We start from the raw sequence: 21,281 nt of genomic DNA on the forward strand, positions 1-21,281 counted from the left end.
GGGGCAACCGGCTAGTAAGATTGCGAAAACTTGTCTCAGCGGATCGCGATGTCGCCCGCCGCGACGTTCCAGCCCCGCAGCGTCAGCGCGGTCGCGTCGGCGCTGCCGGTCCTGGGATAACGCACCTCGATACGACGGTCCTCACCGGGCAACAGCGCGATGTAATTGTCGCTGTAGAACGCCGGAAGAACCCGCGTGCCGTGCGCGTCGACCAAGGTGAGCTTGGCGCTGAGCGCGGGGACGGCCGTGTGATTGGCAAGGGTCACCGTCACCACGCGGTCGTCGCCCTCGACCCGCGTCGCCGCGGCCGATGCGGTCAGCGTGACGGGCCGCAGATCGTTCAGCGCGCGATAGGCGGCCTCGTCCTTGCCGCGCCAATAGAAATTATCGGCGACGATCCGCCCCGACGGGTCGGACATCTCGATCTTGACAAGCAGCATCGGATGCACGGCGAACAGCCGGTCGAGCGGGATGGCGGCGAGGGGGGTGGCGGCGTTGGCGGTGGCGTCCACCCGGTCCTCGCGCGTGAACACTTGGGCATTGTCGAGGCCGACGACGCGGGTGCGGATATTGAGGCCATTGCGTGCCTCGCGCGTGGTGTTGAGCACGACCAGCTCGTTGCCGGGCAGGTTGAGCTGGACGTGCAGCGGTTCGCTCGCCTTCTTCGCGCCGTAATAAGCGGCGTGCGTGTCATAGTCCCAGCTGTAGATCTGCCAGGTGTTCGATGGCCAGGCCGGGTGCGTCATCCACAGCAAGCGCCCCGAATTCTTGGTCCAGAGATGGCCGAGGAACCCCTCGTACATCGCCTTGTGCGTTTCGAGGTTGATCATCTGCGCCTTGCGCTCGAAGTCGGCGAAGCTCGTCGCGGGACCGAACATCGTGGCGAGCGTCGCCATGAACGTCTTGGTGTCGCCGTTGCCGCCGAAATGCCAGTCATGGTAGGCGAGCGTGTCGCTGAGCGGCCAGGTCTCGCTGTCGGGCATCGTGGCGCGGACCGATTCCAGCGTCGACAGCGACGGCGTTCCCGTCTCCACCGAGAAGCCGGTCGCCAGTCCGGTGAAATAGCCCACGGGCGGGCGGTAGTTATAGGGGCCGGACCCCTGCAGGTTGATGACGTTGGAGCTGCCGGTGAACCAGCGGGTGCCGTCCTCGCGCGCGATGACGTCGTCGAGGCCTTCGTTGAGCGCGGGATAGGGCACGCCCTCGTTGCGGCCGAACCACAGGATGATCGACGGATGGTTGCGGTAGCGGCGCACCACATCGTCGGCATTCTTGAGGAACAGCTGCGGGTCCTGCGGTTCGACCTGCGCATTCTGCGTCGACTGCCAGAAATCGTTGAGGATCATCATGCCGGTCTCGTCGGCGAGATCGTAGAATTCCTCTTCGGTGTTGTTGCCCATCCAGTTGCGGATGACGTTCATATGCGCCTCCTTCTGCAACCGGAAATACGGCGCCAGACGGTCGCGGCTGACGCGCTTCATCGCGTCGTCCATCCCCCAATTGCCGCCGCGCGCGGCGATCGGCACGCCGTTGACGCGGATCGTCAGGTGCGGTTCCGGCATGGTCGTGGCGATAGACGTCACCGCGGGCGATCGCTCGCCGGCTGCGGTCAGCGACTCCGCCCAGCCCTTGGGAGATTGCTTGATCGCCGCATGCCGAATGTCGACCAACCGCTCGCCACGCAGGCTGCCATCGGTGAATTGCACGTTGACCCGACGCAAACCGCCGACCGTGGTGAACAACGACAAATCGTAACTCACCTCCCGCATCCCGAAGCGATCGGTGCGGGTGTCGGAGATTCGGCCATCGGCCAGCACCTCGAGCGAGAGCTGGTACAAAGCCTGCTCGCCATATCCGTTCGGCCACCACAATTTGGGATTGGCGACGTGCAATTGCGCGAAGTCGGTGGGCGTGAACGCCACTTGGCTTTCACCGGGTGGGGCGGCGACCGTCTTTTCGACGCGAACGTCGCCGAAGGCGGCGCGCACCGTCACCTGCCGCGGCGTCGCGCCATCGTTGCGGATCGGGACGGTGACGTAGACGTCGGCGCGATCGGTGCGCGGTAGCGGCAGATCGGTCACGACGTGCGGGTCGAGCAGGCGTATGTCGCCGTGCGCGAGCAGATCGACCGGGCGCCACAGCCCGGTGTCGCGGTCGCGGATGCCGGGGATCCAGTCCCAGCCTTCCGTCGCGACGAAGGTCGGCCCGTCGATCGCGAGTTGACCGCCATTTTCGCCGACGCCGGCGCTGATCGACTGTTCGTGCGGGATGCCGGGGTGCGGCGGTGGCGAGACGCGGACCGCGAGCACGTTTTCGCCGGCAACGGGGGTCAGGTCGAACTGGCCGCGGATGAAGGCCCCGCGGGTGTCGCCGAGCTTACGGCCATTGGCCCAGATGTCGGCGGCGTAATTGATACCGCCGAACACCAGCGTCAGCCGCTTTCCTGCCGCTTCGGCCGGCACCGTGAAGCTGGTGCGGTACCAATAATCCTGTCGGGCGAGGCTTTCGGGGATCTTGAGGTTGTTCAGGCCGTAATAGGGATCGGGATAGACGCCGCGGTCGACGAGCGTGGTCAGCACCGTGCCGGGCACGGTCGCGGGGCGCCAGGTGCCGCTCGCGCGTCCCGGCCGGGACAAGGCGGCGCCGTCCTCGCGGACGTCGGGGGCGGCGGCGAGCTGCCAGCCATTGACCCGCCAGCGCCCGTCGCTGGTGCGTGCCAGGCCGGTGGGCGGCAGCGGCAGATGCACCCCCGGCGGCGTCGTCGCATCGCCCCGCGCCCGTGGCAGCGTCCAGGCGTCTTGCTGCTGGGTGAGGCCGATGTTCGCCTGCCTCTGCAAAGGCCAGCCGACGCCGACCTGCCAGAACTGAACCGAGGCGAAATCGGGCCGGGCGCGCGTCGCCGCGGCGATCTCGCCCGCGGTGCGGGCGCCGGGGGTGAAGCGGGCATCGGCGAGCGAACCGCCGAAATGCCGCTGTGCGTCGCCCACGCCGACGACCGGCGCGATCCCCAGCCGCCGCGCGACCCCCACCGAGCGGCTCGCCTGCGACGCCACCGCGCGACCGTCGACATAGAGCGTGAGCGTCTGTCCGTCCGCAACCGCCGCCACCTGCGTCCAGCGGCCGGCGGCAAGCGTGCGTCCACCGGTGATCCGCACCGCCCCGTCCGTGACGTTCGGCCGCCCATCGACCAGGCCGAGACAACGGCAGGCGCCGAGCGGGTCGCCGACGGCGACGAGGATGCCGTTGGCCGCGCCGGCATCGGGACGCACCCATGCGGACAGGGTCCATGATGCCCCCGCCGCGACCGCGTCGCCGGCATTGTCGAGCGCGCGCTCGACCCCGATGCCTCCGGCCAGGATCGCGACATTATAGGGACCGGCGTTGCCGATGACGCCCGGAGTGTCGCTCGGAACGGTCTGCGCGACGAGCGGCAAGGGCGACGCGGCGCCGAGCAGCAAGGCGGCAATGGGCGGCAATGGTCGCATCATGATCCTCTCTGATGACGTGCGGTCTTCGCCGGCACCTCTCTATCGTCGTCTTATGGCCATGACCCAATTGTCAAAGCCAGCAGACGATGGTGGCGGCGAGCGTGACGGCGGAGAAGAGGGTGATTGGGAGCGGTCCGCGTGGCGCCGCGCCATTGCTCCTCACACGATCGAACATGATCGACGGTGGCGCCGGTAAAGCATCTGCCCCCCAACATCTTATATGTTGGGAGGCAGACGGTCTTAGCAACGAGGCGTAGTCGACGGACTTCAGTAATTCGCCCGCAGGATGATCGAATACCGGCGATCGTTCGTGAAGTACGAACGAGGCGCAAGATCATCGGAGCCCGCCTTATAGGCCTGCAGCAGCTTGGTGGTCGTATTCGTCAGGTTCACGCCCTGAACACCAAGCTTGAGGTACTTGTTGATATTGATGAACGCCGAAGCGTCGAGCTGCCCGGTCGCGTCGTTGAAGATCGACGTATACGGGAAGATCACGTCCGCTGCGGTCAGGAGGAACCGCGAACGCCAATTGTAGGCAGCGCGCAGGGAGATCGGTCCCTTTTCGTAGAAGAGCGTGGCGTTGAAGTTGTGCTTCGACAGACCTTCCAGCGGCAGATTGCCCTTGGCGATCGTCGAGCCGGACGACGGCGTGCCACCGTTCAGGAACGAATTGGGCAGGCCGGAACTGCTGATGAACGTATAGTTGCCGTTGAAGCCGAGGCCGTTCAGGAAGCCGGGCAGGAAGTCGAACGTCTGCTGATAGGCGACCTCGAAGCCCTTGATCTTGCCCTTGCCGTCGTAATTGGCCGGACCGCGCGCCTGGATGTTCTGCGTGATGCCGTTGTTGGTGATCGAGCGATTGACCAGCGACTGATAGAAGAAGCCATCGACCGTCTTGTAGAAGGCATCGACCGACAACTGGCCGACGCGGGCGAAATACCATTCCGCGGTAGCGTCGAACTGCCACGCCGTGGCCGGCTTGAGATACGGGTTGCCGGCGTTGATCGTGACGGTGCCCGAACCCGGCTCCAGTGCATAGGTCACATAGGGACGGATGTTGGCGAAGTCCGGACGCGTCAGCACCTTCGATCCCGCAAGGCGGATGATGACGTCGCGGGTGACGCCCAGCTTCAGGTTCGCACTGGGGAGGAAATAACCGTAGCTGTTGGTGAAGAACGCTGCCTGCGAGGCATAGCCGGCCGTCGCGAACGACCGCAGCCGCTCATATTCGGTCGCGCCCAGGTTGCAGACGCCGCCCGGCTGCGTGACCTGGACGGTGCCGTCCGGGAGGGTTCGCGATGTCGCGACGCAGCGGGTGGCATAGGGATCGACGACACCCAGCTCGGTGCGGTTGGGCACCGCGGTTTCCGACTGCGAATTGACCGTCGTGCGGACGTAGCGCAGGCCGACGTTACCCGAGACGCGGATATTGCCGAACATCGGGTCGTTGCTGCCGAACTGCAACATCGCATAGGCCGAGCTGTCCTGCTGCGTGACGTTCGACACTTCGGAGGGGAGGAAGGACGTCCCGGGGATCGCGCCGGCGCGCTGGCCCGCCGACAGGAACCGGTTCGTCGCGGTGGCGCCGTTGGTGTTGCGCCAGATGTCGTTCTGCGTCTGGAAGAAGCTCGTCGCCGAATTGTAGCCGTTGATCAGGTCGCCGTTATAATAATAAGCGCTCGGCGGGGCACTGGTCTTGCCCCGGAAGAAATTGTCGAAATTGTACAGCGACGACCGGCTGGTATCGCCCTGGTTGAAGGTGACCGGCGCGCCCGACCAGATTTCGCTGATCGCACCCCAATTGTATGCCGTGTAGCGCACGTCCTGCGTCCGCTCCGCATAGCGGGCGCCGAACTTGATACGCTGCAGGAACTTGCCGTCGTCGAACTTGTAGGCGAAATCGCCCTTGATCTGATATTCGGAACCGACGCTGTGCTCGATGTGATCCATCGCCGCGCGCCAGAACTGGAAGTCGCGGCTCTGGAAATACTGGCTGTCGGAGGCCGCCGCCAGCGCGGGATTCGGCGTCGCCCAGTTTGCCGCAAGCGTAAGCGGCTTGTGCGGGACGACGACGGGCAGATTGCCGGTCAGGTCGAGCTCGGAATCGGCGAAGGTCGAGCCGAACACGCTGAGATCGGTGACGTCGTGCTTGGCATAGGTATAGTCGACGTCGAGGCCGATCGACCAATGGTCGTCCGGATTGATCTTCAGATTGAAGCCGGCATCCTTGACGAGGTTTTCGTCATAGACCTGCCGCCGCGACAGCGATTGCTGCGTGCCGCCGGTCGGCACGGTGGTGGTCGCCGTGCCGCTTCCCGCGGTCCGCCAACCGGCGCCGGGCAGCGTGACGAAGCCGCTCTGGAACAGCCCGTTGTTGTCGTAGACGAAGTTCGGATAGGCGCCGCCGGCCGGATTGTAGCCGCCGCCGCGCTGGTCGGTGCCGAACTGGAACTGGCCCGCACCGTTGAGCTGGCATTCCGCGCGCGTCGTGGCGTTGCCTGCACCGTTGAGCGGGCCGTTGGCATTCTGCTGACAGCCGGCCGGATAGGTGCTGTATTCCGACAGGTCGGGCGCGGTCTCGAACGTATGTTCGCCCCAAGCATTGGTGGAATGGGTACGCAGGAACTGCGCGGTGAAGGTGGTGCGCTCGTCGGTGCTTTCCCACTGGACCGCCAGCGCCTGACCGTCGCGCTTGCGGTTATAGTCCTGGCTGCGGAACTGGCCGCCGATCGGGGCGTAAGCGATGCCGGTGGGATCGGCGAAGCCGTCCGCGCCCGCCGTGCCGGTGGCGCCGCAGAGGTTCGCCGGATTGGGCAGGGCCGAACCGTCGAGGCCGTTGACCGTGCCGGGCAGCAGCGTGAAGGCATCGGTAGTGCCCGGAAGCTGGTTGCGGCAGGTGACCGTCGTATTAGTCCCGGTGCCGGTCGCCGCCTGAATGCCGTCGCGGGTCTGGAAGTTGGTGACCTGGATGCCGTCGGCGCGGCTCTTCAGCTGCGAATAGGATCCGTTGACGAGGATGCCGAACCGGCCGATCGGCGTGTCCCAGGTGTCCGAGACGAGCAGCGATCCGGTCGGCGCCCACTTCTTCGCGAAGTCGCCGTAATTCGCCTCGAGCCCACCGCCGATGTGGAAGCCCTTGTTGTCGAACGGCTTGCGCGTGTTGAGGTTGACCGTGCCGGCGAGCCCGCCCTCGATCAGATCGGCAGTCGCGTTCTTGTAGACCTCGACCGAGCCGAGCAGTTCGGAGGGCACGTCGGCGAAGTTGATCGCCTGACCGCCGATACCGGCCGAGAAGGTGTCGCGGCCGTTGAATTCCGAGCGGACGAAGTTGAGCCCGCGCACGTTGACGCCCGATCCTTCGACCGAGAAATGGTCCGGATCGTTGTTGCCGGCAAAGCGGTTGATCGACACGCCCGGCACGCGCTGCAGCGCCTCGGTCACCGAACGATCGGGGAGTGCGCCGATGTCCTGCGCGGTGATCGCGTCGACGACGGTATCGGAATTGCGCTTGATCGTCTGCGCGTTGGCCAGGCTCTGCCGGATACCCGTGACAACGATGTCATTTGCGCCCGAATCATCGCGGGCAGCGGGTTCGCCGCTCTGCGCCGCGGCCGGATCGCCGCCCGGTACGTTGGTCGGAGTCGCGCTGCCTGCGGTATTCTGGCCGCTGGTCGCGCCGGTCTGTGCATAAGCGGGTACGCTGAGTGCGAACACGCACATCGCGGTAGCCGAAACACTGCTGAGAATAGCCCCGCTGCGGATCCGGGTACGAACCACGCGCGCAAGCTGCCTATCGTCGGCCATCATAACATCCCCATCGTCTTCCCTGTCGATGTCTCGTCACGGCAGACCGTGCGGCATCTTGCAGCATCAGGTACGACCGGAACTTGTTGGACGCAAGCCAATTTGTTTGCGCTACCACTAACTTCCCGCACGCTGCCAAAAGACGGTTCCCGGCCACCGAATTTCCGGTATGACGCGGACAAACGCGGAGAGCATTACCGCGCCGATCATGGGCAGAGTGGATGGAACGGGCGGAGCGGCAGCGGGTGGTGGTCGTGGGAGGGGGCACATCCGGCTGGATGGCCGCCACCGCGCTCGCCAAGCTGTTGCCCAGCCGCTGCACCGTCGAACTCGTCGAATCGGAAGCCATTGGAATCATTGGGGTAGGCGAGGCAACGCTTCCGCATATCCGCGCCTTCAACGAACGGCTCGGGATCGTCGAAGCCGAGTTCATGGCGGCGACCCGCGCGACCTTCAAACTCGGTATCGAGTTCCGCGACTGGGGGCGGATCGGAGATAGCTACATCCATCCGTTCGGCACCTTCGGCCGCGGCAGCGGCGAAGTGCAATTCCACCATTATTACACCCGCCTGCTCCGCGACGGCGTGCCGCTGCCGCCGATCGAGAGCTATTCGATGGCCTGTTCGCTGGCGCGGGCCAATCGCTTCGGCCAGCCCGCGCGCGACCCGCAACAGATCGCTTCGACCTTCGGGTATGCCTATCAGTTCGATGCGGTCGCCTTCGCACCGTATCTGCGGCGGATCGCCGAAGGGCTCGGCGCGCGCCGGACCGAGGGCAGGATCGTCGCGGCGGAGCGCGATTCGCAGAGCGGCGACGTCACCGCTCTCGTGCTGGAGGACGGGCGGCGCGTCGAAGGCGATCTGTTCGTCGACTGTTCGGGCTTCGTCGCCCTGCTGATCGGCAAGGAACTCGCCGAACCGTTCGAGGACTGGTCGCGATGGTTGCCGGCCGATCGCGCCGTCGCGGTCCCGTGCCGGACCGCGACGGCGGTGACGCCGTACACCAGCGCGATCGCGATGCCGTCGGGCTGGCGCTGGCGTATCCCGCTGCAGCATCGCACCGGCAACGGCTATGTCTTCGCCAGCGACTTCCTGTCCGAAAGCGCGGCGACCGACGCGCTGCTCGGCGCGGTGGAGGGCACGCCGCTCGCCGATCCGCGCATCCTGCGGTTCAAGGCCGGACGGCGCGCGCGCAGCTGGGTGAACAACGTCGTCGCGGTCGGGTTGGCGTCGGGATTCCTCGAGCCGCTGGAATCGACGAGTCTCTATCTGGTACAGCAGGCGATCACCGCGTTGATCGAGCTGTTTCCGGAGAAACGGATCGCGCCGGTCGATCGCGACGAGTTCAACCGCCTGATCAACATGGAATATGACCGCGTCCGCGATTTCCTGATCCTGCATTATCACGCGACCGAGCGCGACGATTCGCCGTTCTGGACCTACGTCCGGACGATGCCGATCCCGGAGAGTCTCGCGGAGAAGATGGCGTTGTTCAAACGCCGCGGTCGGGTCGTCAAATATCGCGAGGGCGCGTTCCTCGATGCCAGTTGGGTGTCGGTCTATCTCGGGCAGCGCGTCGTTCCGACGGGTGCGGACCCGCGTGTTGCGGCGCCGTCCACCGACAGCCTCGTCGCGGGGCTCGACCGGATGCGGGGCGAGATCGCCGCGGCGGTCGGCGCGATGCCGGCGCATGCCGCGTTCCTGGCCGGCTATTGCCCGATGCCGGCCGCCACGTGACGTCGATCGATGCGCCCATCGCGCGGATCGCCGTCATCGGCGGCGGCATCGTCGGCTGGTCGGCGGCGGTGGCGCTGCGCCGGCGCGTCCCCGGCGTGGCGGTGACGATCGTCGCGACGCCGCCGCCGCCCGACGCGCTTGCGGATCGCATCGCGCAGACGCTGCCGTCGACGATCGGCTTCCACGACGATCTGGGACTCGGCGAGGACGATGCGGTGTTGCGCGCCGGCGGCGTGTGGCGGCTGGGCACCGAGTTCGAAGACTGGGCGCCGGGACGACCGCCCTACGTCCACGCATACGGACCGTGCGGCCAGCCGTTCGGTACGGCCTCCTTTCACCACCATTGGCTGCGCGCGGCGCGGGACGGGACCGCGGCCCCGTTCGAGGCGCACGCGCCCGCGGCGATGCTGGCGCGGGCCAGGCGGATGCCGATCCCGCCGACGGGGATCGTTGCGGAGGCGCAGGCCGCGGTGATGCTGGACGTGCCCCGCTATCGGGCGATGCTGGAGGCGTTCGCGCGGCATCTGGGGGTCGAGGTGCGCGACGGGGACGTCGCGACGGTGCGGTTGCGCGGCGAGGACGGTTTCGTCGACGCCGTGCTGCTGGCGGACGGCAGCGCGGTGACCGCGGACGTGTTCGTCGACGCCGCCGGTCCCGGCGCGGTCGTCCGCGGCGCGATCGACGATATGTGGGAGGACTGGCAGCGCTGGCTGCGGTGCGACCGGCTCGTCACGGCGGAGGGCGCGGCGGAGCGGTCGACCGGGCTCGACCGGGTGCAGGCCATGCCGGCAGGCTGGCGCTGGCGCACGCCGACGCCGGACCGGACGTCGCACGGCTGTTGCTATGCGAGCGCCTTCATGTCGGACGCCGACGCGCAGCAGGCGCTGGCGACGGCGGGCGCGACGGCGATAGCGCCGGCGGTGGCCTTCCGCCAGGGCACCCGGCCGGAACCGTGGGCGCGCAATTGCGTGGCGATCGGCGATGCCGCGACGGTGATCGAGCCGCTCGAATTCACCAACCTTCATCTCGCCCATAGCGCGATCGACCGGATCGTCGCGATGCTGCCGGGCCGTGCCTGCCATCCGCTGGAGATCGCCGATTACAACCGGCAGGCGCAGGCGGAGGTGGTGCGCGTACGCGACTTCGTACTGTGTCATTATGCCACGGCGCAGCGAGCGGAACCGTTCTGGCGCGATTTGCCGGCGCTTCCCGACAGCCTCGCCCGGACGCTGGCGGCGTTTCGGGAACGCGGCCGCCTGCCGTTCTTCGAGGAAGAGACCTTCTCGCGCGACGATTGGCTGACGGTGCTGATCGGGCAGGGGGCGATGCCGCGCCGCATCGACCCGCTGATCGAGACAACCGACGTCGCGGACAGCGAACGCGCCATGGCCGCCTATCGCGCGGCGATCGGGCAGGCGGTGTCGCGGTGTCCCGATCTGGACGCGTATCTACACTCACAGCGGAAACGGCTGGGCAGATGAACGAACATACGATCCGCAGCGTGGTGATCCTCGGCGGGGGAACGGCAGGCTGGATGGCGGCGGCGGCGATGGCACGCTTCCTCAACAACGGCGTGACGCGCGTGACGCTGATCGAGTCCGAGGAGATCGGCACCGTCGGCGTCGGCGAGGCGACGATCCCGCCGCTGCGTACCTTCAACAGCATGCTCGGCATCGACGAGCATGAGTTCATCCGCGAGACCGGCGGCACGTACAAGCTGGGGATCGAATTCGTCGGTTGGGGCGACATCGGCGAACGCTATTTCCATCCGTTCGGCGCGCACGGCCACGACCTCGGCGGGGTGCACTTCCACCAGCTCTACCTGCGCGAGCGGCAGCGGCGGGTGCTGCCCGATATCTCCGCCTGGTCGATGAGCGCGGTCGCGGCGCAGGCCGGCAAGTTCGCACCGCCGGCACCGCAGGCGCAATCGGCGGTCAAGGACCTGTTCTACGCCTATCATTTCGACGCGGTACGCTACGCCGGCTTCCTGCGCCGCTTCGCCGAACGCAACGGGGTGCAGCGCGTCGAGGGCAAGGTCGTCGCGGTGGCGCAGCGGCCCGAGGACGGTCATGTCACCGCGCTCAGGCTGGACGACGGGCAGGTCGTCGGCGGCGACCTGTTCATCGATTGCTCCGGCTTCCGCGGCGTTCTGATCGAGGAGGCGCTGGAGACCGGCTACGAGGATTGGCGGCACTGGTTGCCGTGCGATCGTGCCGTCGCGGTGCCCAGCGCCTATAGCGGCGATCCCGATCCGTTCACCCGCGCCACCGCGCGCGGATCGGGCTGGCAATGGCGGATCCCGTTGCAACAGCGCATGGGCAACGGGCTCGTCTATTGCAGCGACTTCCTGCAGCCCGACGCCGCCGAGCGCGAATTGCTCGCCAATCTGGAGGGGGCACCGCTCGCCGCGCCGCGCCATCTCTCCTTCACCACCGGCCGTCGCAAGCTGGCGTGGAACCGCAACGTCGTCGCTTTGGGGCTGGCGAGCGGCTTCATCGAGCCGCTCGAATCGACCTCGATCCACCTCGTCCAGTCCGGGATCGCACGGCTGATCGCGCTGTTCCCCGACCGGCGCTTCGATCCGGTCGAGCGCGACGAATATAACGCGCAGATGCACGAGCTGTATGCCGACGTCCGCGACTTCGTCATCCTCCATTACAAGGCGACGCGGCGCGGCGACACGCCGTTCTGGGATCGCTGCCGCACGATGGATATCCCCGACAGCCTCGCGCGCAAGATCGAGCTGTTCCGCGGCAAGGGACGCGTGTTCCGCGAGAACCGCGAATTGTTCGCGACGACCAGCTGGGTCAGCGTGTGCCTGGGCCAGGATATCGTGCCGCAGGATTACGAGCCCGCGGTCGACGCGCTCGACGAAGAGCGGGTCGCGGGGGCCTTGGAGGAGATGCGCCGCGAGTATCTCGACATCGCGGGCCGCCTGCCGAGCCACGGCGACTTCCTCCGCCATATCGCCGGCCAGCCCTCCGCGCCGGCGACCGCCCCCGCGGCACCGGCCGCGGCCGCCGGCCCGACCTTTTCGTTCGCGTCGGAATCGCCGTTCGACTTTTCGGCGGACCCGCTGTGAGGGAGGATGCGATCCGCCGCGTCGTGATCGTCGGCGGCGGCACCGCCGGGTGGATGGCGGCGGCGGCGATGTCGCGTGTCCTCGGCGAGATGCCCGGACTGAGCATCGAACTGATCGAATCGGACGAGATCGGCACCGTCGGCGTCGGCGAGGCGACGATCCCGCAGATCGTCCTGTTCAACAAGATGCTCGGCCTGGACGAGGCGATGTTCATGCGCGAGACGCGCGCGACCTACAAGCTCGGCATCGAGTTCGTCGACTGGGTGCGTCCCGGCCACCGCTACGTCCACCCGTTCGGCACCTACGGGCTCGACATGAAGGGGATCGAATTCCACCATTTCTGGCTGAAGGGGCAGGCGCTGGGCGATACGACGCCGCTCGACGCCTATTCGCTGGCGATCGTTGCCGGGATGCAGGGGCGGTTCAGCCATCCGCGTCCCGACCAGCCGGGATCGCCGCTGTCGAAGCTGAGCTATGCCTTCCAGTTCGATGCGGGCCTGTACGCACAGCTCCTGCGGCGGCTGTCGGAGGCGAACGGCGTGCGCCGTATCGAGGGGCGGATCGTCGGGGCCGAACGCGACGGCGAGACCGGCCATGTCAGCGCGGTCTCGCTCGCCTCGGGCACGCGGGTCGCCGGCGACCTGTTCATCGACTGTTCGGGCTTTCGCGGGCTGCTGATCGAAGGCGAGATGCAGGCCGGGTTCGAGGACTGGAGCCAATGGCTGCCCTGCGACCGCGCGGTGGCGGTGCCCTGCGCGCATGGCGGCGACCGGCAGCCGCTCACCCGCTCGACGGCGCGCGCGGCGGGGTGGCAGTGGCGCATCCCGCTGCAACATCGCATCGGCAACGGTTATGTCTATGCCAGCGACTATCTGTCCGACGACGAGGCGGCCGCGACATTGCTCGCCAATCTCGACGGCGCGCCGCTCGGCGATCCCCGCTTCCTGCGCTTCACCGCCGGGCATCGCCGCCGTGCGTGGGTCGGCAACGTCGTCGCGCTGGGACTGGCCGGCGGGTTCCTCGAACCGCTGGAATCGACGAGCATCCACCTCGTCCAGTCGGCGATCGCGCGCCTGCTGACCTATTGGCCGACGCGCCGCTTCGACCAGGTCGAGATCGACCGGTTCAACGCCGCGCACGTCGCCGATTATCTCGACATCCGCGATTTCCTCGTGCTGCACTATAAGGCGACGCAGCGTCGCGACACCGCCTTCTGGGATTATTGCCGCATGCTGGCACCGCCGCCGGGCCTCGCCGAGAAACTCGCCGTCTTCGCCGCCAACGGCCGCGTGTTCCGCGAGAACGACGAATTGTTCACCGAGACGAGCTGGCTGTCGGTGATGGTCGGGCAGGGTGTGCCGGCGGGTGGATATCACCCCGCCGCCGATCTGCTATCGGATGCCGAAACGCTGTCACGGCTCGACCATATCCGGCGCGTGGTCGCGGATACGGCGGGTCTGCTGCCGCGGCAGGACGACCTGCTGGCACAATATGGATGCACGCTGACGGGCGTCGCCGCATGACCGCGCAGGCTTTGCCCGAGATCGCCAACGTCGACCGGCGCACCTTCGAGGAGGATATCCGTCCCGCCGGCCGGCCCGTGGTGCTGCGGCAGGTCGGGCGCGACTGGCCCGCGGTGCAGGCGGCGCAGCGTTCGGCGGAAGAGGGCGTCGCCTATCTCAGGCGGTTCAGCCACGGCGAACCGGTCGCCGCGATCCTCGGCGAACCGTCGATCGGCGGCCGGTTCTTCTACAACGACGATCTCACCGGGATGAACTTCGTGCGCGGGCAAACCCCGCTCGACCCGTTCCTCGCGCGGCTGCTGCGCGATCGGGATCGCAGCGAGCCCTTTGCGATGGCGGTCCAGTCGGTGCCCCTGCCCACCTTGCTGCCGGGGTTCGCCGAGGCGAATGCGACGGATCTGGTCGCGCCGGACGTGGTGCCGCGGATCTGGCTGGGCAATGCGATCCGCGTCGCGACACATTACGACCTCATGGAGAACGTCGGCGTGGTGGTAATGGGGCGGCGACGCTTCACGCTGTTCCCGCCGGATCAGGTCGCCAATCTGTACATGGGGCCGCTCGAGCTGACGCCGGCGGGCACGCCGGTCAGCCTCGTCGATCCCGACGCGCCGGATCTCGCGCGCTTCCCGCGCTTCGCGGACGCCGCCAAGGTCGCCCAGAGCGCGACGCTGGCGCCGGGTGACGCGATCTACATTCCGTTCCACTGGTGGCATGCGGTCGAATCGCTCGATCCGGTGAATGCCTTCGTCAATTACTGGTGGAATGCGGCACCCGCGGAGCTGGGCAATCCCTATGACGCGCTGCTGCACGCGCTTCTGGCGATCGCGCCGCTGCCGGAGGACCAGCGCGACGCGTTCCGCGCCGTCTTCGAACATCTGGTGTTCCGCGGCCATGGCGACCCGTCGGGGCATCTGCCGGATAATGCGAAGGGCGTATTGGGACCGATCGACGCGACCACCGCGGCACGGATCCGCGCGACGCTGCGCGACAGCCTCGCCCGACCGTAACACCGGCCCGCCCTGAAGCCGATCGACATGCCTAACCGCTGCGATACCTTCGGACTTGAGCGGGACCTCGAAGCAATGCCGGATGGGCCCCGGCCTCCGCCGTGGTACCATCGGACCGGTTCGCTAGCGCGTCCCGCCGAGCAGGCGGATGAGGAAGTCGCGTAGTCGCTCGGTCCGCGCGGGGCTGGCCGCGGCGAGGATGCCGCGCGCCGATACGGGCAGATGCTCGCCGACCGCTTCGGCGCCGTCCGCGAAGACATAGTGATCGAACCATCCCTGCCAGGCTTGGCGCTGCGCCGGCGGAAGATCGCGCAATGCCATCAGCGCGTGCACCAGCGCACCGAAGGGCGACGCCGCCTGCGCATCGCCCCACCAGTAATTGACGAGGACGTTGAGCGGATCGAGCGCAGCGACGTGATGCCACCAGATCGCCGGCACGAAGATCGCATCGCCCGGCCCGAGTTCCGCGACTTGGGCGTGCGCCAGCGCCTCGGCGAACCGCGGATACCGATCGAGATCGGGATGTTCGGGATCGACCATGCTCGACGGCGGCCCGGCCATCGTATGATCGAGCGGCCCGACGTAGAGGTTGGCGATCTGATCGGGCGGGAACAACGTGAACCGCCGCCGCCCGTGCACGACGCAGGCGATGTTGCTCGATTCGTCGTAATGCGTCGCGACGCGGGTGGCGTTGCCGATCCACAGCCGCGCGGGCGCACCGCCGGTCGGCAGGTCGAGGCGATTCTCCGCGTCCCACCCCGGCAGATGCTCGGGCGCGGTCGCCGCATTGGCATAGAGGGCGTGCGCGTCGGCGACCGCGTCTTCGCTGTAGCGGACGAGCTGGCCGAGCAATTGCCGCAACGCGACCTTCTGCTTCTGGAAGTTGAAGCCGGTCAGATCGTCGTTGTAGAAGAACCGGCCGGCGATTTCGGGGGCGCCGATCATCACGTCGAGCGTCTGCCCACCCTCGAATCCGGCGAGATAGGTCGCCATCGCCCGGTCGCCGCGGCTGCCGGCGCGCACCGCGGCCCAATGTTCGACCTGCCCGCGCAGGACGACCGGCACATAGCAGCCCGCAATGTCGCGCGCGAAGGTGTCGGCGTCGACGGCGGTGCGCTCGATTACGGCCGAGGTCATCCTCGCTGGCTTTCCATGGCTATTGCCTCTCGCTGGTGGCGCGGCGCCTGTCTTCGGGGGGCTCGGCTTCGCGGCGAACGCAGGCGCGTCATCCGATCGTACCGGTCAGGCGCGGGCATGGAATTGTCAAGCATATGATGCGGTTAGGCGACCGCGCGGTGGCCCGGCCGATGGCGCAGGTGGCGGCGGGACAACGCGCCGATATCGTTGACCCCCGCCAACGTCAGCGTGCGCTCGAATTCCTCGTGCAGCAGCGTCAGGAGGCGATCGACGCCCGGCTCGCCGCCCGCGGCGAGGCCGTAGAGATAGGGGCGGCCGATCGCGCAGGCGGTAGCCCCCAGGGCGAGCGCCTTCACCACGTCCGAACCGCGGCGGATCCCGCCGTCGCAGATCACATCCGGCGCATCGCCGACGGCGGCGCGGACCGCCTCGATCTGGTCGATCGGGGCGGGGGCGCCGTCCAGCTGTCGCCCGCCGTGGTTGGAGACCATGACGCCGGTCGCCCCGGACTCGACCGCACGGCGCGCATCCTCGGGGGTCATCACGCCCTTGATCGCGAGCGGCCCGTTCCATTCGCGCGCGAGCCATTCGACATCGCGCCAGCCGACCGAGCGATCGAACTGACCGCCGATATAGTCGAACAGGCTCATCGGCCCCGCCGCCAGCGCATCGACCTTGTGGCTGACGTTGGCGAGGTCGAATTTCGATCCGGTCAGCGCGGGGATCGACCAGGCGGGGTGGCGCGCGAAGCTGAGCAACGAGCGCAGCGTCAGCGCCGGGGGCAGCGACAGGCCGCTGACCCGGTCGCGTTCCCGATTGCCGGCGACGGGCGTGTCGACGGTCAGCGCCAGGCCGTGGAAGCCCGCCTCCCGACAGCGCGCGACGAATTCGGCGGTGAGGCCGCGATCCCGGAAGATGTAGATCTGGAAGACCTTCGGCCCGGCAAACGCCTGCGCCAGATCCTCCAGCCGGGTCGTGCCCATCGTCGAGAGGCTGTAGAGGAGGCCGTGCCGCGCTGCCGCGCGGGCCACGGCGAGTTCGGCATGGCCGTGGAACATGCGGGTGAGTCCGGTGGGCGACAGCATCAGCGGCCAGCGCGCGGGCTGGCCGAAGATCCGCGTCTGCGTCCGGATCGCCGACACGTCGTTGAGGACGTCGGGGATCAGCTCATAGTCGGTGAAGGCGCCGACGTTCCGCCGCAGCGACACTTCGTCGTCGGCACCGCCGTCGATATAGTCGAAGATCGGCCGCGGCAGCCGCCGACGCGCCATCAGGCGCAGGTCGGCGACGTTGTTCGCCCGCTCGAGTCGCGTCATGGTGCCTATGTCCCTTCGCGCCTGAAGCCTCCCGCGTGCCGCCTGCGTCGCCGCAGGCTGCGTCAGCCGGGCGCCGATCGCCAAGCTGTTTGGGTGTGCCGGGGCGATGGCCGACTGTGCATGCCGGCGCGGGCCTATGGCTGCGGCGGCGTATCCTTCGGCGCCGGCGGTTCGCCGCCCTGCGCGCGGTTCATGCTCTCGACCTCGGCAGCGGTCTTGAAGTCGAGCAATTCGACCTGGAAGACGAGATCGGCATTCGCCGGGATCGGCCCCGACGCCTGCGCGCCATAGCCCAGCGCCGCGGGAATGCAGAACCGGGCGACGCCGGACCGGGCCATCGTCTGCAATCCCTGCGAAAACCCGGGGATCACGCCGTTCACCGGCAGGGGAGATCGCATGCCCTGATCAAACACAACCCCCGTCGCCGCGATATAGCCGATGTAATTGACCAGCACGACATCGCCCGCCGCCGGCTTGGCACCGGTGCCGGCGCGCAGCAATGTCGATCCCAGGCCGGACGGCGCCGTCGTCGAACACAGTCGCTGCCCGGCCGGCACCACGGGGTTGAGCGGCAAGGCGATGATCGCATTGTCCGCCCTGACCGGGGCCGGGGCCGCGGCACGCGGCTTCTGCCGGCGGGTGGCCGCGGCATCCGCCGGCAAGGGCGCGGCGAGCAGCGGCAGGATCGCGGCGAGGATCAGGCGGGATGAAGCGTGCTTAGTGAAGGGCATGCACCCGGCTATATGCACGGCGGGCGATCCGCGCCAACCCGATCGTCGCACGTCGACCGTTCTGCGTGCCGAACGCGGATCGCCGTGCGACCGGGACGCATCATCGTGCGTTGGATCCGGGTGCCGATGGTGACGAATCCTGCGATAATGCCGTCGGCACCGCCGATAACAGACGCCCGCGGCGCATGACGATGAGCGCGCGCGATACGACGCTCGCGCTGCTGGCGTCGCGATCTCCGGAAGCGACGGTGTGCCCGAGCGAGGTAGCGCGCGCGATCGCGCCCAAGGAGGCCTGGCGCGACGCGATGCCGCTGGTGCATGCCGCGGTCGATGGTCTCGTCGCGGAGGGTCGCGTGCGGCTCAGTTGGAAAGGGAGGCCGCTGGCCGTCCGCGACGGGCCTTATCGCATCGGTCGTCCGATGCCCCCGGCGTGACAGGCGACCGAATCGCTGCCCGACCGTTGTGCCGTGCAGAGGAGCGCAAGATCATGTCCCGTCGTAACTTTATCGCCGACGCCAGCGTCGGCGCGGCCGACCGGCGCAAGCCCGGTCCCGCGGCGCGCATATGAGGCCGCGACCCGATACGCCTGCGCCGGGACAGGAAAGCGTCTGGTCCTATCCGCGCCCCGCGATCGCCGAGCCGAGCCGCCGGCGGATCCAGATCGTGCATGCGGACATCGTCGTCGCCGACAGCGATGCGGCGGTGCGCACGATCGAGACCAGCCATCCGCCGAGCTGGTACATTCCACCCGATGCGATCACGCCCGGCCTGTTGCGTTCATCGACCCGCCGTTCGTTCTGCGAATGGAAGGGCGAGGCGCGCTATTGGCATATCGAGATCGGCGGACACACGTTCCGCGACGTCGGATGGAGCTATGCCAATCCCACGCCGGCATTCGCGATCCTGCGCGATCACATCGCCTTCTACGCCGGACCGTTCGACCGCTGCGCGGTGGACGGGGAGCGCGTGCAGCCGCAGCCGGGCGGCTTCTACGGCGGCTGGATCACCTCCGACCTCGCCGGCCCGTTCAAGGGCGTGCCGGGCAGCATGGGCTGGTGAGCGGCGCGCTGCCACCGGGGCTGGGCGATTGGCACGAGTGCCCGCGCGTCCGCGCGATGAACGATCGGCCGATCGCCAGCGGCGCTCTTTATGTGCTGTGCTGGCTTCAGCAGGCGTTGCGCGCGACCGACAATCCGGTGATCGACGCCGCGGTGCGGCTCGGCAACGCGCTGGGACTGCCGGTGCTCGTCTATCACGGCGTCCGCGAGGATTATCCATATGCCTCGGACCGGCTGCACCATTTCATCCTTGGCGCCAGCCGCGATCTCGCCGCGGGATGCCGCGCGCGCGGTCTCGCCTGCGTCCAGCATATCGACCGTGCGGATCATCGTGAGAAGGGCCTGGTCTATCGGCTTGGCGCCGATGCCGCGGCGCTGGTGCTGGAGGATCAGCCGACCTTCGTCGCGCGCTGGCAGACGGAACGGGTCGCGGAGCGGATCGCGATACCGACCTATGCGGTCAACGCCGCCTGTCTGGTGCCGCCCGCCGTGCTGGGGGACGGGATCGGCGGCCGGTCGGGCTTCCTGCGCCGCCACGAACCCGCGCGGGCGGCCTGGGCAGACGGCGAGGACGTGCAGACCGACCTTCCCGCCTATGACGGCGCGTTGCCGTTCGTGCCGGATGATCCGGATGGGGATATCGAGGCGCTCGTCGCCGGGCTGGACATCGACCACAGCCTGCCCCCGAGCGCGGCCTTCCCCGCCGGCCGCGCGGCTGGCGAGGCACGCTTGCACCGCCTGATCCGCGACGTGCTGCCCGGCTATGCCACGACCCGCAACGATGCGACGCGGCGCGAAGGGGCGAGCGGCCTGTCACCCTATCTGCATTTCGGGGTGCTCGGCCCGCGCGAGGCGATGCGGGCAGTGGCGTCGTCGCCGGCGGGCGCCCGGCACAAGACGAAATTCGCCGACGAACTGCTGGGCTGGCGCGAGTGGTTCCATTATCAGGCACGCGCATTGGCCGCGCCCGCGTGTTACGACCGCGTCGCCGGCTGGGCGCGCGCCACCCTGGCCGAGCATGCCGACGACCCAAGGCCGCATCTCGAAAGCCTGTCGGCGATGCTGCGCGGCGAGACGCACGACGAGACCTGGAACGCCTGCCAGCGGCAGTTCCTCCGCTTCGGCTGGATGCACAACAATCTGCGGATGTATTGGGCGAAGCGCATCCTGGCGATGACGCCCGATCCCGAAACCGCCTGGGCGACGGCCTGTTACCTCAACGATCGGCTGAGCCTGGATGGGCGGGACCCGTCGACGTACGGGAACATCGCGGCGATGTTCGGCGGCGCTCCGGCGGACACCGACCGGCCCGTCTACGGCCGCGTCGCCACGCGCGGCGACGGGTCGACACGGGCGAGGGAGGGCGGCGACGCGTGGCTCGCCAAGGCGGCGTCGCGTGACGTACCAGCGGTCACCGTCCCGGCCGAATTGCCTCGGGGGCGCTATGTCTAGCGCAGCGCCGTCGCCGGTGATCCGCCGCGGCGCTCGTTCGCGTTAGCCCGTCAACGCTGATCGGGGCGCGCGGTCCGACGGACGAAGCTGGAAACGTCGTCGAGCACCGGCGCGCGACCGCGGAAGGGTCGCGCGAGCGCCAGCAGGATGCCGACGTGGCCCAGCTTGGCATAAGCGCGCTCGTCTACCGCCACGCCGCCCGCGCGCAACTTCGCGGCCAAGGCCTTGCTGTTGCGCGGCTGCACCACGGTGTCGTCGGTCCCGTAGAGCAGCAGCGCGGGGGGATCGCCGGCGCCGGCCCAGGTGACCGGCTGCGTCTCGGCCGGGTCGGACGACTGGCCGAAAGCGGCGCGGCTCGCAGCCACGTCGAAAGGCGCGAAATCATAGGGGCCGGCCAGCCCGACCAGGCCCTTCACCGCCGTTCGCGATGCGCCCAGCCAGCGCGCGTCCACCGCCAGCATCGCGGCGATATAGGCGCCCGCCGAATGGCCCATCAGCACCACCGATGCACCGTCGCCGCAATAATCCCCGGCATGCGCGACCGCCCAGCGCACCGCCGCGGCGCCATCCTCGACGAAAGCGGGATAATGGACGTCCGGCACCAGGCGGTAATCCGGCACGACGGTGACGAACCCGCGTGCCGCGAGCGCGCGTCCGACGAAGGCATAGCCGGCGCGCGTGCCGCTGTTCCAGCTGCCGCCATAGAAGAACACCACGACCGGTCGCGCCTGCCCGCAACCGGCGCGCGGCGCATAGACGTCGAGGCGCTGACGCGGGGCGCCGCCATATGCGAGGTTCCTGGCGACGAGCACGCCGCCCCGATCCTTCGGCACCAAGGTGTCGAAGGTGGTCAGCGGCGAGCACGCCGCGCACAGCGCGCCAAGCAGGGCAAGCACGCCGAGGTGGCGGGACGTGACCCGCGGACGGATCATGCCGCCGGGGTCGTG

The 21,281-nt window shown here is 68.3% G+C and carries 14 protein-coding genes; 8 read left to right on the plus strand and 6 right to left on the minus strand.

Features of this window, described 5'->3' with window-relative positions; genetic code table 11:
* Positions 1-35 precede the first annotated feature (35 nt).
* Together ACLBWH_RS12350 and ACLBWH_RS12355 are read right to left on the minus strand one after the other, a co-directional pair.
* Positions 36-3,488 carry a glycosyl hydrolase 2 galactose-binding domain-containing protein gene (locus ACLBWH_RS12350; protein ID WP_447799175.1) on the minus strand — a complete coding sequence of 1,151 codons (3,453 nt, stop codon included), beginning with the start codon at positions 3,486-3,488 and terminating at the stop codon, positions 36-38.
* Between the two features lie 267 nt (positions 3,489-3,755).
* Positions 3,756-7,208 carry a TonB-dependent receptor gene (locus ACLBWH_RS12355; RefSeq protein WP_322850711.1) on the minus strand — a complete coding sequence of 1,151 codons (3,453 nt, stop codon included), beginning with the start codon at positions 7,206-7,208 and terminating at the stop codon, positions 3,756-3,758.
* Between the two features lie 362 nt (positions 7,209-7,570).
* Here ACLBWH_RS12355 and ACLBWH_RS12360 point away from each other — a divergent pair, with 362 nt between their 5' ends.
* The 5 genes from ACLBWH_RS12360 to ACLBWH_RS12380 are packed head-to-tail and all read left to right on the plus strand — an operon-like array spanning position 7,571 to position 14,640.
* Positions 7,571-9,028 carry a tryptophan halogenase family protein gene (locus ACLBWH_RS12360; RefSeq protein ID WP_447799177.1) on the plus strand — a complete coding sequence of 486 codons (1,458 nt, stop codon included), beginning with the start codon at positions 7,571-7,573 and terminating at the stop codon, positions 9,026-9,028.
* Positions 9,025-10,509 (plus strand): tryptophan halogenase family protein, encoded by a 1,485-nt coding sequence (locus tag ACLBWH_RS12365; RefSeq protein WP_447799179.1) that lies wholly within the window; start codon positions 9,025-9,027, stop codon positions 10,507-10,509. Before ACLBWH_RS12360 ends, ACLBWH_RS12365 begins: the two co-directional genes overlap by 4 nt.
* Positions 10,506-12,110: a tryptophan halogenase family protein gene (locus ACLBWH_RS12370; protein WP_322850714.1), complete on the plus strand. Its 1,605-nt coding sequence runs from the start codon at positions 10,506-10,508 to the stop codon at positions 12,108-12,110. The genes ACLBWH_RS12365 and ACLBWH_RS12370 overlap by 4 nt, the downstream gene beginning before the upstream one ends.
* Positions 12,107-13,633 (plus strand): tryptophan halogenase family protein, encoded by a 1,527-nt coding sequence (locus tag ACLBWH_RS12375; RefSeq protein ID WP_447799181.1) that lies wholly within the window; start codon positions 12,107-12,109, stop codon positions 13,631-13,633. Before ACLBWH_RS12370 ends, ACLBWH_RS12375 begins: the two co-directional genes overlap by 4 nt.
* Positions 13,630-14,640 carry a cupin-like domain-containing protein gene (locus ACLBWH_RS12380; protein ID WP_322850716.1) on the plus strand — a complete coding sequence of 337 codons (1,011 nt, stop codon included), beginning with the start codon at positions 13,630-13,632 and terminating at the stop codon, positions 14,638-14,640. The genes ACLBWH_RS12375 and ACLBWH_RS12380 overlap by 4 nt, the downstream gene beginning before the upstream one ends.
* Positions 14,641-14,763: 123 nt before the next feature.
* Here ACLBWH_RS12380 and ACLBWH_RS12385 read toward each other — a convergent pair whose 3' ends face one another.
* From ACLBWH_RS12385 to ACLBWH_RS12395, 3 genes are all read right to left on the minus strand, one after another.
* Positions 14,764-15,777 (minus strand): cupin-like domain-containing protein, encoded by a 1,014-nt coding sequence (locus ACLBWH_RS12385; protein ID WP_447799182.1) that lies wholly within the window; start codon positions 15,775-15,777, stop codon positions 14,764-14,766.
* Between the two features lie 143 nt (positions 15,778-15,920).
* Positions 15,921-17,093: an alpha-hydroxy acid oxidase gene (locus tag ACLBWH_RS12390; RefSeq protein ID WP_447799184.1), complete on the minus strand. Its 1,173-nt coding sequence runs from the start codon at positions 17,091-17,093 to the stop codon at positions 15,921-15,923.
* A gap of 134 nt (positions 17,094-17,227) precedes the next feature.
* Positions 17,228-17,824 carry an FKBP-type peptidyl-prolyl cis-trans isomerase gene (locus ACLBWH_RS12395; RefSeq protein WP_447799186.1) on the minus strand — a complete coding sequence of 199 codons (597 nt, stop codon included), beginning with the start codon at positions 17,822-17,824 and terminating at the stop codon, positions 17,228-17,230.
* Positions 17,825-18,009: 185 nt separating this feature from the next.
* On the opposite strand from ACLBWH_RS12395, the gene ACLBWH_RS12400 reads away from it, so the two are divergent.
* The 3 genes from ACLBWH_RS12400 (at position 18,010) to ACLBWH_RS12410 (ending at position 20,334) form a co-directional block, all read left to right on the plus strand.
* Positions 18,010-18,258 carry a DUF3253 domain-containing protein gene (locus tag ACLBWH_RS12400; RefSeq protein ID WP_447799440.1) on the plus strand — a complete coding sequence of 83 codons (249 nt, stop codon included), beginning with the start codon at positions 18,010-18,012 and terminating at the stop codon, positions 18,256-18,258.
* 130 nt (positions 18,259-18,388) lie between these two features.
* Entirely contained in the window at positions 18,389-18,883 is a 495-nt protein-coding gene (locus tag ACLBWH_RS12405) for a DUF427 domain-containing protein (protein WP_447799188.1), read from the plus strand.
* On the plus strand, positions 18,880-20,334 hold the full coding sequence (locus tag ACLBWH_RS12410; protein WP_447799190.1) for a deoxyribodipyrimidine photo-lyase: 1,455 nt from the start codon (positions 18,880-18,882) through the stop codon (positions 20,332-20,334). Before ACLBWH_RS12405 ends, ACLBWH_RS12410 begins: the two co-directional genes overlap by 4 nt.
* A gap of 50 nt (positions 20,335-20,384) precedes the next feature.
* Here the strand turns inward: ACLBWH_RS12410 and ACLBWH_RS12415 are convergent, their stop codons facing one another.
* The gene (locus ACLBWH_RS12415) at positions 20,385-21,266 is read right to left on the minus strand and encodes an alpha/beta hydrolase (protein WP_447799192.1); all 882 of its coding nucleotides are present in this window, start codon (positions 21,264-21,266) and stop codon (positions 20,385-20,387) included.
* Between the last annotated feature and the right edge of the window lie 15 nt (positions 21,267-21,281).

It is taken from the genome of Sphingomonas sp. M6A6_1c, assembly GCF_053345135.1.

Coding starts and splice junctions, on each gene's coding strand:
- ACLBWH_RS12350 (WP_447799175.1), bottom strand. CDS start 3,488: ATGATGCGACCATTGCCGCCCATTGCCGCCTTGCTGCTCGGCGCCGCG.
- ACLBWH_RS12355 (WP_322850711.1), bottom strand. CDS start 7,208: ATGTGCGTGTTCGCACTCAGCGTACCCGCTTATGCACAGACCGGCGCG.
- ACLBWH_RS12360 (WP_447799177.1), top strand. CDS start 7,571: ATGGCCGCCACCGCGCTCGCCAAGCTGTTGCCCAGCCGCTGCACCGTC.
- ACLBWH_RS12370 (WP_322850714.1), top strand. CDS start 10,506: ATGAACGAACATACGATCCGCAGCGTGGTGATCCTCGGCGGGGGAACG.
- ACLBWH_RS12380 (WP_322850716.1), top strand. CDS start 13,630: ATGACCGCGCAGGCTTTGCCCGAGATCGCCAACGTCGACCGGCGCACC.
- ACLBWH_RS12385 (WP_447799182.1), bottom strand. CDS start 15,777: ATGACCTCGGCCGTAATCGAGCGCACCGCCGTCGACGCCGACACCTTC.
- ACLBWH_RS12390 (WP_447799184.1), bottom strand. CDS start 17,093: ATGACGCGACTCGAGCGGGCGAACAACGTCGCCGACCTGCGCCTGATG.
- ACLBWH_RS12395 (WP_447799186.1), bottom strand. CDS start 17,824: ATGCCCTTCACTAAGCACGCTTCATCCCGCCTGATCCTCGCCGCGATC.
- ACLBWH_RS12400 (WP_447799440.1), top strand. CDS start 18,010: ATGACGATGAGCGCGCGCGATACGACGCTCGCGCTGCTGGCGTCGCGA.
- ACLBWH_RS12405 (WP_447799188.1), top strand. CDS start 18,389: ATGAGGCCGCGACCCGATACGCCTGCGCCGGGACAGGAAAGCGTCTGG.
- ACLBWH_RS12415 (WP_447799192.1), bottom strand. CDS start 21,266: ATGATCCGTCCGCGGGTCACGTCCCGCCACCTCGGCGTGCTTGCCCTG.